The following is a 14,822-nucleotide window of genomic DNA, read 5'->3' on the forward strand; positions in this document are numbered from 1 at the left end:
GCCAGAGCACCTGCGGCCCGTAAGGCATTTCCATCATGCTCATCGGGGCCGCATCATGCGTAGATGCAAATGAAGAATGGCCTGCAGGGTGCCAGTCTTGGGTCAGGATCACCGCATCGAAACTGGCCATGGCCGTGTTGATGCCTGCGACAATCTCATCGCCACCCGCGACCGCCAATGCGCCACCGGGGCAGAAATCATTTTGGACATCGATTACGAGTAGGGCATGGGTCATGGCGGGCTCCGAATTGTTGATGGCCGCAAGCTAACCTGTTCGGCCCCGACCTGCGACCGCTTTATTGGATTTGGAAAACAGCGCTTGTCAGTGGCAGCTTATTTTCCTATCTGCAGCCTCTTTCACGCAAGGATCAGGTGGTAGAAATGGCGGTTTTGGGCATCGACTTTGGCACCTCGAACACCGCTGCGGGCATCATGGCTGCCGGCCGCCCGCATCTGATTGCGGTGGAACAGGGGCGCACGACGCTGCCGACTTCGGTCTTTTTTGATTATGACCGCAAGGTCACGACCTATGGCTCAGTCGCCAATGCCGCGTTAATCGAGGGGCGTGAAGGGCGGTTCATGCGGGCCCTGAAATCGGTGCTGGGCACGCCTTTACTGCGTGAGCGGCGCCAGATTGCCTATGAACGCATGACGCTACTAGAGGTCGTGGCGCGGTTTCTGCAAATGATCCGTGAACGTGCCGAGGCAGAGACCGGCCAGAATTTTGAGGTCGCCTTGTCAGGCCGCCCGGTGCGGTTTCATTCCAGCGATCACGCCCGCAACGCGCAGGCCGAGATTGACCTGCGTGAGGCCTATCTTTTGGCAGGCTACAAAGACGTGGCGTTTATGTACGAACCCGAGGCCGCCGCCCTTGCCAGTGGCCCGATAGATCGCGGTGAACTGGGGCTGATCGTGGATATCGGCGGCGGTACGTCGGATTTCTCCATCTTTGAACGCGACGGCGAGACAACGCGAATTATCGCAAGCCACGGCGTGCGCGTTGGTGGTACCGACTTTGACCGCGCGATCAGTATCGCACAAGTCATGCCGCTGTTGGGGCGCGGTGCCGAGGTGCGCAATGCGATGGGCCAAGGGCGGCACACGGCCCCCAACGCAATTTTCAACGATCTTGCCACGTGGCAAAAAATTCCTTTTCTCTATACCCCCGAAAACCGGCGGATGGCGGCGGATTTTGCAAAGCTTGGCGTTGATCCCGCGCTATTCGCACGGCTCAATACCGTTCTTGAGATGGAATTGGGCCATGACATTGCCTTTGCTGTGGAAGCTGGGAAAATTCAACTGAATCAGCCGGATCGCGCGGATGTGGGGATTGATCTGCGCGTGATCGAACCCGCGCTCTGGGCGCGTTTGACCCAAGAGGCGATGGAGAATGTGCTGGCAGATCAGGCCGCACAAATTGGGACCTGCGCGCGCGAAACACTCGCGATGGCCGACATCGGACCGGACCGGATTACCAAGATCGTCTTTGTGGGCGGCTCCAGCCTTCTGACGGTGGTCGAGGATACGATGACAGCGCTTTTCCCGCAGGCCGCGCATGAAAGGGCCGAGGCCTTTACCGCTGTTGCGGACGGTCTGGCAATTGCTGCATCCCGCGACTTGCCCCTTTCGGCGGACAGGCGTATTTGAGTGCCTATGTATACTGTCGCTGCGCTCTATCACTTTACCCGCTTTGATGACCCCGCCGCCCTGCGGGGGCCATTGTTGGATTTGTGCAAGTCCGGCGGGATCATGGGCACCCTGCTTTTGGCGAAAGAGGGGATCAACGGCACGATTGCCGGACCGCGCGCTGGCATTGATGCCGTGCTTGCGCATATCCGCGCCCTGCCCGGCTGCGGCGATCTGGAGTGGAAGGAAAGCACGGCAAGCACGCCGCCCTTCCACCGCATGAAAGTGCGGCTAAAAAAGGAAATCGTGACGATGGGCCAGCCCGATGTCGATCCGGTGGCGCGGGTCGGCAATTATGTGGACCCTGCCGATTGGAACGATCTGATCAGCGCCCCTGACGTGGCTGTGATTGATACGCGCAACGATTACGAAGTGGCGATTGGCACCTTTGAAGGTGCCGTCGACCCCGAAACCAAAAGCTTTGGCGAATTCCCCGCATGGTGGGAAAAGAACAAGCACCGGTTCCACAACAAAAGGATCGCAATGTTCTGTACAGGCGGGATTCGCTGCGAGAAATCAACGAATTACCTGATGGGTCAGGGTGTTGAAGATGTCTATCACCTGAAGGGCGGCATCCTCAAATACCTCGAAGAAGTCCCCCAGGAGCAAAGCAAATGGGACGGCGAATGTTTCGTTTTCGATGCGCGGGTGAGCGTGGGACACGGGCTTTCGGAAGGGCCGCATATCCTGTGCCATGCATGTCGTCGTCCGCTACGGCCCGAAGACCGCGAACATCCGGCGTTCGAGCAAGGCGTATCCTGCCACCAATGCATTCACGAGACGTCAGAGGCGGATAAGAGCCGTTTCCGCGAGCGGCAGAAGCAAATGCAATTGGCCAAGGCGCGTGGCACGCACCATATCGGTGGGGTTTAAGGCCTCAGTATGCACGGTTCGCACCCCTTCATGCCGCAGTTTCTGGCGCTGACGATTGGGCTGTGCGGTGGATTGGCCGCCTATTACTTCGCATTACCTTTGCCATGGATGCTCGGACCGATGGTGGCAAACACAGTGGCCGCGATGCTGCGGGCACCAATCGCTGGCCCGGACAGGCTGCGCCCCTATGTGATCCCCGTGATCGGCGTGATGCTGGGGTCTGGTGTCTCGGCGGACGTGCTGGGGCTATTGGGAAGCTGGCTCATCACGCTGTTGTTGCTGCCACTATTTTTGATCTGCGCGGCTGGGATTTCATATGCCGTTTACCGCAGGCTTGGCGGCTACGATCCGGTGACAGCTTTCTATTCCGCGATGCCCGGGGGGATCAATGAAATGCTGATCCTCGGCGCTGCGGCGGGCGGGGACGAGCGCCGGATCGCTTTGGCCCATGCGGCGCGCGTCTTGATTATCATCGTATTTGTGGCACTGTTCTTTGGTTTGGTGCTGGGTGTGACAAGCGGCGGCGAGGAGGCGCGCGCGCAGTGGATCGGGCTTTATCAGATTACCGCGCTGGATTACGCGATCTTGGGCATTTGCGCTGTGCTGGGCGCGATTTTGGGCAAGTGGCTTGGCCTGCCTGCCGCACCCATTTTCGGCCCCATGATCCTGAGCGGTGTGGCCCATATCGCGGGTTGGGTGACGGTGGCGCCGCCGACGATTTTTGTGATCGCCGCACAGGTGACGATTGGAACGATTATCGGGACACGGTTTGTCGGGGCAACTTTGCGCGAAATCAGAACCGATATCGGGCTGTCGGCGGTCGCATCATTCCTGATGCTGATCGCCGCCGTGGGGTTTGCGGAATTGATTGTCAGAATCAGCGGCATCCCCCTTGCGCAGGCCTTTCTGGCCTTTTCGCCCGGTGGTCTGACCGAGATGTCCTTGCTGACGCTCGCCATGGGCCAGGACGTTGCCTATGTTTCGGTGATGCATATCATCCGCATCACGATGGTCATCGCGCTGGCGCCTTTCCTGTTCACGCTGACGCGGACCAGAAAAGGCTAGCAGGCGCTAAAAATCAAGGTTCTCGACGTTCAGCGCGTTGTTCTGGATAAATTCGCGGCGCGGTTCAACCACGTCACCCATCAGCTTGGTGAACAAATCATCCGCTTCAGCCAGATCCTCGACCTTGACCTGAAGCAGCGTGCGCGCGTCAGGGTCCAGCGTGGTTTCCCAAAGCTGATCCGGGTTCATTTCGCCCAACCCCTTGTAGCGCTGATATGACAGGCCTTTTTCGCCCTCCTCAAGGATCGCCTTGAGCAGGTCAAGCGGGCCGTGGATCGCCTGGCTGCGGTCCTTACGGATCAGTGTAGCAGGCAGGTTGTAAACGTCCTGCAGGCTTTGGGTGAAGGTACCCGTGCGCCGTGCTTCGCCACCGCGCAGCATCGGGCCGTCAAGCGTGCGCACCTCTTCGACACCGCGCAGCATACGGGCCAGCCGCATACCGTGGTCTTGGGTGATGCGCCCTTGCCAGCCGCGTTCCCATTCCAGCGCAATCAGGTTCAGCCGCTCGGCCACGCGATCAGCCGTGCCTTGCAGGTCGTTTTCCACAACACCGGGGACAAAGGCGCCGGCGATGGCGGCCTGTTCGAGAATGTGGCGCGGATAATGCGTCGGGAAGGCTTCCAGCACACGTTTGAGCTGGCGGGCCTCTTCCACGACACGGCGCAGATCAGCGCCTGCGATTTCTTCGCCGTTGCCTTGGCGTAGCATCGCGCCATCAATGCCCTGCTCAATCAGGTATTCATCCATCGCCTGCTGGTCTTTGAGGTAAACCTCGGACCTGCCGCGCGACACTTTGTAAAGCGGTGGCTGTGCGATGTAGAGGTAGCCACCTTCGATGAGCTGCGGCATCTGCCGGAAGAAGAAGGTCAGCAGCAAAGTACGGATGTGCGCCCCGTCGACGTCCGCGTCAGTCATGATGATGACTTTGTGGTAGCGCAGCTTTTCGATGTTGAATTCGTCGCGGCCAATGCCGGTGCCAAGCGCCATGACAAGGTTGCCGATTTCCTGACTGCCGAGCATCCGGTCAAAGCGGGCACGTTCGACGTTCAGGATTTTACCCTTCAGCGGCAGGATCGCCTGTGTGCCGCGATCACGCCCTGTCTGGGCAGAACCACCAGCGCTGTCACCCTCGACAAGGAAGACTTCGGTTTTCGAGGGGTCTTTTTCCGAGCAGTCCTTCAGCTTGGAGGCGTTAAAATTCACGTCCATCGCCGATTTGCGGCGGATTTCGCGGGCCTTGCGCGCGGCCTCGCGGGCGGCGGCAGCTTCAACGATCTTCGAGATGATCGACTTTGCCATCTGCGGGTTCTCTTCGAACCATTCGTTGAGCTTTTCACCCATGAGATTCTCGACGGCCGGGCGGACTTCCGAACTGACCAGCTTGTCTTTTGTCTGGCTGGAAAATTTCGGGTCCGGCACTTTGACGGACAAAACGCAGGTCAGACCTTCCCGCGCATCATCGCCGGTCAGAGACACTTTTTCCTTCTTCGAAATCCCCGTCTCGGTCGCATATTTCGCAATAGCGCGGGTCAGCGCGCCGCGGAAACCGGCCAGATGGGTGCCGCCATCACGCTGCGGGATGTTGTTGGTGAAGGGCAGTACCATTTCGTTATAGCTGTCGTTCCACCACATCGCGACTTCGACGCCGATCTCGTCACGTTCGCCGGTCACATAGATGGGTTCTTCCATCAAAGGGGTCTTGGACCGATCAAGGTATTTCACAAATTCCTTGACGCCGCCCTCATAGAACAGCTCCGATTTGAGCGGCTCGGCAGGGCGCAGATCCTCAAGGATGATGCGCACGCCGGAGTTCAGGAAAGCCAGTTCGCGCAGACGCTTTTCCAGAATGCTGAATTCAAAGTCACGGTTGCTGAAAGTATCGGTCGAGGCAAGGAACGTCACCTCGGTGCCTTTGCGCCCGTTTGCGTCACCCACAACGCGCAGGTGTTCTTTGGTAAAGCCACCTTCGAAGCGTGCGTAGTGTTCTTTGCCATCGCGCCAGATGCGCAGCTCAAGGAAATCCGAAAGCGCATTTACAACCGACACGCCCACGCCGTGCAGACCGCCTGACACCTTATAGGAATTCTGGTCAAATTTGCCGCCCGCATGCAGCTGGGTCATGATGACCTCGGCGGCAGAAACACCCTCGCCCTCGTGGATGCCCACAGGAATCCCGCGCCCGTTGTCGCCAACAGTGACCGATCCATCAGCGTTGATTTTCACATAGACATGGTCGGCATGACCGGCCAAAGCCTCGTCAATCCCGTTATCGACGACCTCATAAACCATGTGGTGCAGACCGGATCCATCATCGGTGTCACCGATATACATGCCCGGGCGCTTGCGTACCGCCTCTAAGCCCTTGAGAACTTTGATGGAATCTGCGCCGTAGTCTTCTTGTTGTTGGGGCTCATTGGCCATGTCGGAAATCCTGTATTCTTCTGCCCAAAATATACGCTTTTGGGGGGCGTTTGTCACGCAAATGGCACAATATTTTGTGGTTTTTGCGGTCTGGCGCTTAGCGGCTCAGGTCAGCCCGATAACAACGCCCACACCGATCAAAAGACAGCCCGCGATGATGTTCATCCGGCGCACTGCAGCGGGTGATTTCAGCACACCGCGCACACGATCCACAGAGGCGGCCAGTACAAGATTTCCGACCAAAGGCACCATGAAACTCAGCGTGCAGATCGCAACCATATCGAAAGGCGTGACCCTGCTCAGATCAAAAAATCCGGGCAGGATACCCATATAGAACAGCGCCGCCTTGGGGTTGCCAACGATGACGGCGACACCGGCCAGAAACCCTGCCCATCTGCCCGGCCGCATCAGCCTGCTGTTGGCATCCAGCCCATGGTCGGCGTTGCGGATCAATGCCGCGCCCATCAGCATGAAGACAAGCACCGCGACGTATTTCAGGACATCCATGAAGCCTGCAAATTCCGACACCAGCCATGCCACCCCCAACACCGCGACCAGCGGCCAAAGAATATCGCCAATCGCCACACCAATCGCGAGCGGCCAAGCCCCCTGAAACCCGCCCGACAGTGACCGTGCGAGAAGCGCAACCCACACAGGGCCGGGTGTCATGAACAAGATGATCAGCGCTCCTGCATAGAGCAGGAGTTCGTAGGCCGAGATTGTCATGCGGTGTCCAACGCCAGGCTGCCGTCGGCGTTCAGGGTCCAGAACGGGTTTTGCGCAACTTCCCAGACGTGACCGTCAGGGTCCGCGTAGTAACCCGAATAGCCGCCCCAAAAGACCTTTTCCGGTGCTTTGAGTGGCGTTGCCCCTGCTGCAAGGGCGGCGGCATAGGCGGCATCGACATCTGCGTCTGTGGTGAAATTCTGCGCCAGCGTGACGGCACCGGTGCCCAGTTTCGCATCAGGCCGCCCCTGATCTTTCGCCAAGGGAGCAAGACCAAAAAGACCAAGCACCATGCCGTTGATCTGGTAGAACACAACTTCCCCTTCGTCATTGGTCGGGGTCCAGCCGAGAGCCGCGTAGAAGGCTTTGGAACGCTCCAGATCCGCCACCCCGAGGGTGATCAATGTGACGCGTTGTGGTGTCATAGTGCATCCCTTTGCGTGACGGTAGATTGTCCGTCTACCTCAGTGATTTCCGCGTATTGCGCCCGCGCGCCGAGTTCGGTGAAAAGTTCGGGCCCTGTGCCGGTCATGAAGGCCTGTGCGCCGAGGCTGCAGATTTCATCATAGAGCGCTGCGCGGCGGCCTGCGTCAAGATGGGCTGCGACCTCATCAAGCAACAGGATGGGTGGCGCACCGAAATCGCGGGCAAGCGCGCGGCCATTGGCAAGGATCAGGCTGATCAGCAGCGCCTTCTGTTCGCCGGTCGAGCAGTCCTTGGCAGGCACGCCCTTGTCGGCAAAGACAGCGTCCAGATCGGCGCGGTGTGGCCCAATCAGTGTGCGGCCTGCCGCCATGTCGCGGGCGCGGTTGTCGGCGAGCGCGGACTGTAGGTCGTCCGGCACCGGCTCGGGGGATGTGAGCGCGAGCGTGGCGGTGGGAAAGGCTGTCGTGGCGGAGGCTTGCGCCGTGGTCAGTGCGTCAATTGCATCATGGCGATTGCGCTGGATAGTGGCGCCCGCCTCGGCCATTTGCGCCTCGATCGCGGTATACCAATGGGCGTCGCGCACCATGTCTTTGAGCAGGCGGTTGCGTTCGCGCATGGCCTTTTCATAGGTCAACACCGCCTCTGCATGGGTCGGCTCGAAACTGAGCGTCGCGCGATCAAGAAAGCGCCTGCGTCCTTCGGCACCTTCGATCCAGAGCCGGTCCATCGCAGGCACCAGCCAAAGAACGCGCCCGATCCGCCCCAAGGCTGTTTGCGGAGCGGCCTTGCCATCAATGCGGAGCTGGCGCGGATTGCCTGCCTCGGCCCATGTTTCGACCTCGTGGGTTTGGTGCAAGGATTGCAGGATACCGGTGATTTTCCAGCCCAAGGCCTCGGGACGGCGCGGCAAGTCCTCGGCCCCTGCGCGGCGCAGGCCACGCCCGGGAGAAAGAAGCGAGACAGCTTCAATGATGTTGGTCTTGCCCGCACCATTGGGGCCGAATATCGCCATGGGGCGCGGATCAAGCGCAAGCGATGCGCGTTTGTGCGAGCGGAAATGCGACAACGTCAGCTCTTGCAGGGCGAGCGTATTCACAAGCGGTTGTCAGGATTTTGGAAAATCCTGCCTCCAAAATTTTGAAAAATTTTGGGCCCCGTCACACGCGCATCGGCATGACGACGTAGACGGCAGAGGTGTCGTTGCCTTCGCGCATCAAGGTCGGATCGCCTGCGGTGTTGAACATGAACACCGCGTTTTCGCGGTCTACCTGGCTTGCGATTTCTAGCAGGTATTTCGCGTTGAACCCGATTTCCAACCGCTCATCGCTATAGGCCACGGCAAGCTCTTCCTCAGCCGCACCGCTGTCAGGTGCATTGACGGAAAGGATCAAACGGTCCTCATCGAGCGACAGTTTTACCGCGCGCGACCGCTCGGATGATACAGTCGCCACGCGGTCCACGGCGCGGGCAAATTCGCTGGCGTCCACTTCCAGCTTGCGGGTATTTCCTTGCGGGATCACACGGGTGTAATCTGGGAACGTTCCGTCGATCACTTTCGAGGTCAGCGTGATATCCGGTGTCGCAAAGCGCACTTTGGTTTCCGACACGGATACCGCAATCTGCATATCGTCATCATCAAGCAGCTTGCGCAATTCGCCCACGGTTTTGCGTGGCACAATCACACCTGCCATTTCGGCCGCACCCGCAGGAAGATCGGCATCAATCCGTGCAAGGCGATGGCCGTCGGTGGCAACACACCGCAGCACTTTGCCGCCTTCGCCATCAGCAACGTGCATGTAGACACCATTGAGGTAATAGCGGGTTTCTTCGGTCGAGATCGCAAATTTGGATTTATCAAACAGGCGGCGCAGCACGGGGGCAGGCGCTGAGAAATTGGCGGCATAGTCAGACGAGGCCATCACAGGGAAATCCTCTTTCGGCAACGTCGCCAGAGAGAAGTTCGAACGGCCTGCCTCGATCGTCAGCCGCCCGGATGCGCCATCTTCGGTCAAGGTGACCAAAGCCCCATCAGGCAGTTTGCGCACGATTTCATTCAGGGTGACCGCAGCAACCGTTGTCGCCCCTGCGCGTTCCACCTTGGCAGGCGCGCGGTCGACGATCTCGATGTCGAGATCGGTCGCGCGGAACTGGACAGTGTCACCTTCTGCTTCGATCAGAACGTTGGCGAGGATCGGGATTGTGTTGCGCCGCTCGACCACGGACTGCGCTTGCGCCACAGCCTTAAGTAGCACCGCACGTTCAATGCTGAATTTCATGTCCCAATCTCCGCATATCTTGGCATCTGACGCCATCGGGACGCAAAATGTACTCTATTTTGCGCCACCCTCAAGCGTTTTCTGGACTGTTGACGATGGGTGTGTCCGCGTCAAGCTTTGGGCCTGTTTTACAGGGCTATTCCTGCAAAGCGCGGCGCAAGAGTTCCAGATCATCGGCAATCTGGCTATCCAGCGCCTTGAGCTCTTCGATCCGCTTGACCCCGTGCATGACCGTTGTGTGATCACGACCGCCGAAACGCCGCCCGATCTCAGGCAGTGAGCGGCTGGTCATCTGCTTGGCCAGATACATCGCGATCTGGCGTGGGCGGGCATAGTTGCGCACGCGCTTGGGGCCGATCATGTCCGACAGGCGGATGTTGTAATGCTCGGAGACTTTGCGCTGGATCTCTTCGACCGTCACCTTGCGGTCCGACGCCTTGAGCACGTCAGACAGGCAATCCTGTGTCAGGTCCAGCGTAATTTCGCGGCCCACGAGCGACGCAAAGGCGAAAAGACGTGTCAGCGCCCCTTCGAGCACGCGCACATTGGTCGAAATGCGGTGCGCGAGGAACTCCAGCACACCATCGGCGATCTGAAGTTCGGGGTATTGGGCGGAGTAGACCTCGACCTTGGACTGCAAAATGCCAAGGCGCAGCTCATAATCTGTCGGGTGCAGGTCCACGACAAGACCACATTGCAGGCGGGATTTGATCCGCTCTTCAAGGTCCTTGATTTCACCCGGCGCGCGATCAGCAGAAATGATGATCTGTTTCTGACCATCGACAAGCGCGTTGAAGGTGTGAAAGAATTCTTCCTGCGTGCTGTCCTTGCCGCCGATAAACTGCACATCATCCACCATCAGCACATCGACCGAGCGGAAGAGCTGTTTGAAGTCCATCATCTTGCGTTCACGCAATGCGGTGATGAAGCGGTACATGAACTGCTCTGCAGAGAGATAAAGCACGTTCAATTCGGGCGAACGTAGTTTCAATTCATGCGCGATCGCATGCATCAGGTGGGTTTTACCCAGCCCGACACCCCCATAAAGAAACAGCGGGTTGAATGTAACAGGGCCGCCTTCTGCCACGCGGCGGGCGGCCGCATGGGCCAGCTCGTTCGGTTTGCCGACGACGAAGGTATCAAATGTAAACCGGCTATCAAGAGGCGCGCCTGATCCACCTTCGGGCTCGACGGTTTTTCTGGTCGCATTCGGTTTGGTTGTGGGGCGCATTTGCGACGGGACACGGAATTGCAGGCGCTGGACCTCTTGGCCCAGATTATTCATGTGATACAGAATCTGGTCGCCAAAGTTCTGTGAGACATAATTCCCGATAAAATTCGTAGGCACATCAAATACTGCCACACCATCTACCAATTCTTTGAATTCGAGCGGTTCAATCCAGCTTGAATAACTGTTCTTCCCCAATGCACTTTTCAGAGCAGCCAAAACCGTCGCCCAAATTTCATTCGTCATTTTATGCCTTTGTCCCACATTCGCAGCAACCACGTGAGACGCGAAGATCGCGCCTGCGCCACAATGCCCAGGACAAAAAAGATCGCCTCGATCAAGTTGCCCAACTTGATCCCTGCGCCTTTTACCCAAAACCATAGACCGAGACGACAGCCGGCATCGCAACGATACAGACAGACGCCAAACGGCAGCTCAACGGGCCACGAACAGCAGACAGAAACCAAAGAGCAGACCTTGGCCCTGACGCAGACACACAATGACATGGGTTCACAGTTTACACTGAAATCTCCATGGCACCGTCGCATGAGATTTGCTTTCTGCTTTGGTGAAAAAACCCGTCATCAACGATGTCTTATCACCCAATCAGTCGCAAATCCCCTCATGTCCCCCCGGAACGATGTGAATCGCAGGGCCAAGGTAGCAAGGGGTTTGGGGCCTCTTCAACATAACATCGCGCTTGACTCAGAGATTGTCGGAAAAGAATCTCTCGGCCCTTTGAAATGTCTCATTTTCTGCGCAGACAGACCACAGTGGCACAAAAAAAGCGCGCCCAGTCTGGACGCGCTTGAACTTTTTAGCTTTTGCCGATTGCGGCAGAATCAACCGACAGATTTGACGCGTGCCGCCAGACGGGACATTTTGCGCGAAGCTGTATTCTTATGCATGACACCTTTGGTCACACCGCGCATCAGCTCTGGCTGCGCCGCCTTCAAGGCCGCTGCTGCAGCCTTTGGATCGCCGGATGCAATCGCTTCTTCAACAGCGCGCAGGTATGTACGAATGCGCGAACGGCGCATTTTGTTGACTGCAAAGCGTGCTGCATTCTGACGGGCGCGTTTTTTCGCCTGAGGTGAGTTTGCCATGTGTTCGTTTCCTAGCTGGGCCTTGATCGGGCCAAATTGAATATCATTCGCGCATCAAGCCCAAGCCCCGGGTTTTCGAACCGGTGATTCTGGCCAAAGCGGGCCTCACGCGCATGTATGGCGCCGCGTTTAAGCGAGACAACACAGCGTTTCAACCCCTAATCACAAGGCAATGATCCCGACTGAGCCTGTTAGAAGGCCACTTTTGAATGGTCCTGATAAAGATAGAGCAAATCAAGCAAGACCACTTTCTCGTCAATCAAGGTGTAGTAGAGGTCAAATCGCTGTTGCTCGGATATCTCTTCATCCACAGCAACGAGATTGAGCACTGGCTGATTTCGCACCCAGATCCTGCCGATCTCTGTCAGTTTGTCCGCGATCCCGGGTGTCTGCGGAGGCAAAATGCTCATCTGCGGCAAACCATTGCTCAAGGCGCTCAAGGTGCCATTGTAGGCTTGGATCGTCTGCTTGAGTTCATCAGCTATTGTCTGGTCCATCCCTTCCGACCAGAGCAGGCAGGCCTGAAGTGCCATTTGTTGATTCAAAGTGACCAGTCGGCCCGCCAGCTGAATGAACATGATATCCCGCGCCTGGATTTCAGCCGAGCTCGAATACTGTGCATCCAGCATTGTCGCCAATTGATATGTTCGTTCGCGAAGGTCATCCGCTGCTTGCGCGAGGGTCAATGCAGCGTCTTTGTCGGTTGGCGTTTCCAAAAGCCGCCTTGCCGCCTGTTGTGCAGGGGCCCAAGCGGCGCGCAGTTGTTCAATTTCGGCAATTGTCTTGCGGCGTGTTTCAGATGTTTCAATCCCCCAAAAGATATCACCCTCCAAGAGCGCGTTCAGCACTTCCTCCACCTGCGCATCGCCAACAGCAAGGAGCTCTGCCGCATCTCCGACATTGACCTGATTGTGCAGGTGGCAGGCCGCAGCAGGCAAAGCCTGCGTCCATGACAACAGCACTTGGGCAGCCGCAAGCCGGTTCGCAACGCCCGTGTCCTGAATGATGGACTGCGCACTACCCGCGGATTGAAAGGAAGAGTCAGCGTAAAGACCGCTGACCGGCATGATCATAGCACCCGTCAGGAAGACGGAAGCCAGCAAAGAAGAATATCGCATAATTTTGGCCGCTTTAGTTGTTTCGCGCCACCACCCGCCGCCTGATCTATTCAACCTGCGGCCGATGGTCCATGACCTAAATCAAGTGCGCAGATTGCACACACGACTTCCGCGTGGATTTGAAGGAACAGGTCTACTTATCGCGGAATTGCGCTTCACGTTTTTCGGTAAAGGCCGCCATGCCCTCGGCTTGGTCCTCGGTTGCAAAGAGCGACTGGAACAGCCGCCGCTCATAATTCAGACCTTCGGCAAGCGTGGTTTCATAGGCGCGATCAACCGCATCTTTTGCTGCCATCGTCGCAATCTGGGATTTCTCTGCGATCTTTTCTGCAGCCGCTTTCGCTTCGCTCAGCAACTTCTTGGCGGGAACAACACGGCTCACAAGACCGCTGCGCTCGGCCTCTTCGGCATCCATGAAGCGGCCTGTCAGATGCATGTCCATCGACTTGGATTTGCCCACATAGCGGGTCAGGCGCTGGGTGCCACCGATCCCGGCAATGACACCAAGGTTGATCTCGGGCTGGCCGAATTTGGCGTTGTCGGCTGCGATAATAAAATCGCACATCATCGCCAGTTCACATCCGCCGCCCAGCGCATAGCCTGCAACAGCGGCGATGATCGGTTTGCGTGTGCGGTTGAAGCGATCAGTTTCGTTTTCGAAAAAGCGCTTGGTGTACATCTCGACGAATGTCTTGTCGGCCATCTCGGCGATATCGGCACCTGCGGCAAAGGCCTTCTCGGATCCGGTGATCACGATGCAGCGCACCTTTTCGCTGGCGTCGGCGTCTTCCAGCGCAGTGCAGAGTTCGCCCAGCAAGGCGCTGTTCAGCGCGTTCATTGCGTCGGGTCGGTTCAGCGTAATGGTCGCGACATTGTCGCTGATATCTACGATGATCTTGTCAAAGGCCATGCTGCTCATCCTGTTGCGCCGGTCAGACCCCAAGGCTTAGCAAAGCGGGCGGGCGGATCAAGCTATCTTTGGCATTGCGGACAAAAGAAAGATGATCTTCCGGACTGCACGATTCGGGTGATTGTCTTGTCGCATCCGTGGGTTACGCAGGGTTTTCCCGCGCGGTCGTAGACCTGAAAAACATGCTGGAAATACCCAAGTTCACCATCGGATTGCCGGTAATGGCGCAAGGATGACCCCCCCGCGGCGATGGCTTCGGACAAGACATCGCGAATGAGGGGGACCAGAGAGGCAGCACGCGCAGCACTAATGCGCCCTGCCTTGCGTGCAGGATGGATGCCTGCGCGGAACAACACTTCGCAGACATAGATGTTGCCCAACCCCGACACGATCCGCTGATCCAGCAGCGCCGATTTTATCGGTGTGTTGCGCCCCTTCAGACGTTCCACCAGATAGGTTTCATTGAATGCGTTGCCCAAGGGTTCCGGCCCCAGATCGCGGATCAGCCAATGATCGTCCTGACGCGCTGTTTGCATCAGGTCCATCGCGCCAAAACGGCGGGCATCATTGAAGGTAATGCGCGCGCCGTTTTCCATATGGAACACAACATGATCATGTTTGGCGGGTGCCGGATGAGGGTGATGGAATTCACCGATCATCTGCCCCGATACCAACATGCGTCCCGACATGCCAAGGTGGATCAAGAGCGTTTCCGCGCTTTCCAGATCAACAAGGATATACTTCGAGCGGCGGCGCAGACCCAGAACCCGCTGCCCCGTCAGCCGTTCTGCCATCCGCTCGGGAAACGGCCAGCGCAGGTCGGGGCGGTTCACCTCGGCGCGCGCAATCACGCGGCCCTCCATCACGGGGGCAATGCCGGCTTTGACGGTTTCGACTTCGGGCAGTTCGGGCATTTTATGTCATCTGTTTTTGCTGTGGCCCACTACATAAGCTTTGCAGCGCCCCTTGTCGTCCCCATTCGTGCGC

General features: G+C 57.8%; 14 protein-coding genes. 3 read left to right on the top strand and 11 right to left on the bottom strand.

Annotated features, from left to right (window positions below; genetic code table 11):
- Positions 1-235 (bottom strand): cysteine hydrolase family protein (locus tag VGP75_RS07515; RefSeq protein WP_526025504.1); only part of this gene is annotated, 235 nt, incomplete at its 3' end.
- Positions 236-381: 146 nt separating this feature from the next.
- Between VGP75_RS07515 and VGP75_RS07520 the strand changes: the two genes are divergently transcribed.
- Genes VGP75_RS07520 through VGP75_RS07530 form a run of 3 tightly spaced genes read left to right on the top strand, consistent with a single transcriptional unit; the run spans position 382 to position 3,624 of the window.
- A complete protein-coding gene (locus VGP75_RS07520; protein ID WP_327543066.1) occupies positions 382-1,647 on the top strand; it encodes an Hsp70 family protein in 1,266 nt (421 codons plus the stop codon).
- A 6-nt stretch (positions 1,648-1,653) separates the two neighbouring features.
- Positions 1,654-2,559 carry an oxygen-dependent tRNA uridine(34) hydroxylase TrhO gene (gene trhO, locus VGP75_RS07525; RefSeq protein WP_327543067.1) on the top strand — a complete coding sequence of 302 codons (906 nt, stop codon included), beginning with the start codon at positions 1,654-1,656 and terminating at the stop codon, positions 2,557-2,559.
- A 9-nt stretch (positions 2,560-2,568) separates the two neighbouring features.
- The gene (locus VGP75_RS07530) at positions 2,569-3,624 is read left to right on the top strand and encodes an AbrB family protein (protein WP_327543068.1); all 1,056 of its coding nucleotides are present in this window, start codon (positions 2,569-2,571) and stop codon (positions 3,622-3,624) included.
- Positions 3,625-3,630: 6 nt separating this feature from the next.
- On the opposite strand, the gene gyrB is transcribed toward VGP75_RS07530, so the two are convergent.
- The 10 genes from gyrB to mutM all read right to left on the bottom strand — a co-directional run bounded on the left by gyrB (position 3,631) and on the right by mutM (position 14,749).
- Positions 3,631-6,045, bottom strand: a complete 2,415-nt coding sequence (gene gyrB, locus VGP75_RS07535; RefSeq protein WP_327543069.1) for a DNA topoisomerase (ATP-hydrolyzing) subunit B — start codon at positions 6,043-6,045, stop codon at positions 3,631-3,633.
- A gap of 105 nt (positions 6,046-6,150) precedes the next feature.
- Positions 6,151-6,771 (bottom strand): LysE family translocator, encoded by a 621-nt coding sequence (locus tag VGP75_RS07540; protein WP_327543070.1) that lies wholly within the window; start codon positions 6,769-6,771, stop codon positions 6,151-6,153.
- Positions 6,768-7,196 carry a VOC family protein gene (locus tag VGP75_RS07545; protein ID WP_327543071.1) on the bottom strand — a complete coding sequence of 143 codons (429 nt, stop codon included), beginning with the start codon at positions 7,194-7,196 and terminating at the stop codon, positions 6,768-6,770. The genes VGP75_RS07540 and VGP75_RS07545 overlap by 4 nt, the downstream gene beginning before the upstream one ends.
- Positions 7,193-8,293, bottom strand: a complete 1,101-nt coding sequence (gene recF, locus VGP75_RS07550) for a DNA replication/repair protein RecF (protein WP_327543072.1) — start codon at positions 8,291-8,293, stop codon at positions 7,193-7,195. Before recF ends, VGP75_RS07545 begins: the two co-directional genes overlap by 4 nt.
- A 61-nt stretch (positions 8,294-8,354) precedes the next feature.
- Positions 8,355-9,473, bottom strand: coding sequence for a DNA polymerase III subunit beta (dnaN, locus tag VGP75_RS07555; protein ID WP_327543073.1), 1,119 nt, complete (start codon positions 9,471-9,473; stop codon positions 8,355-8,357).
- 136 nt (positions 9,474-9,609) lie between these two features.
- Entirely contained in the window at positions 9,610-10,947 is a 1,338-nt protein-coding gene (gene dnaA / locus VGP75_RS07560) for a chromosomal replication initiator protein DnaA (RefSeq protein WP_327543074.1), read from the bottom strand.
- Positions 10,948-11,543: 596 nt separating this feature from the next.
- Positions 11,544-11,807: a 30S ribosomal protein S20 gene (gene rpsT / locus VGP75_RS07565; RefSeq protein ID WP_055296927.1), complete on the bottom strand. Its 264-nt coding sequence runs from the start codon at positions 11,805-11,807 to the stop codon at positions 11,544-11,546.
- A 191-nt stretch (positions 11,808-11,998) separates the two neighbouring features.
- Complete coding sequence (locus VGP75_RS07570) at positions 11,999-12,925, bottom strand: type IV pili methyl-accepting chemotaxis transducer N-terminal domain-containing protein (protein WP_327543075.1); 927 nt, start codon at positions 12,923-12,925, stop codon at positions 11,999-12,001.
- Between the two features lie 133 nt (positions 12,926-13,058).
- Positions 13,059-13,835 (bottom strand): enoyl-CoA hydratase, encoded by a 777-nt coding sequence (locus tag VGP75_RS07575; RefSeq protein WP_327543076.1) that lies wholly within the window; start codon positions 13,833-13,835, stop codon positions 13,059-13,061.
- A 62-nt stretch (positions 13,836-13,897) separates the two neighbouring features.
- Positions 13,898-14,749 (bottom strand): bifunctional DNA-formamidopyrimidine glycosylase/DNA-(apurinic or apyrimidinic site) lyase, encoded by an 852-nt coding sequence (gene mutM, locus VGP75_RS07580; RefSeq protein WP_327543077.1) that lies wholly within the window; start codon positions 14,747-14,749, stop codon positions 13,898-13,900.
- Between the last annotated feature and the right edge of the window lie 73 nt (positions 14,750-14,822).

The sequence above is a fragment of the Yoonia sp. genome (genome assembly GCF_036007805.1).
In the GTDB taxonomy this organism is placed as follows: domain Bacteria; phylum Pseudomonadota; class Alphaproteobacteria; order Rhodobacterales; family Rhodobacteraceae; genus Yoonia.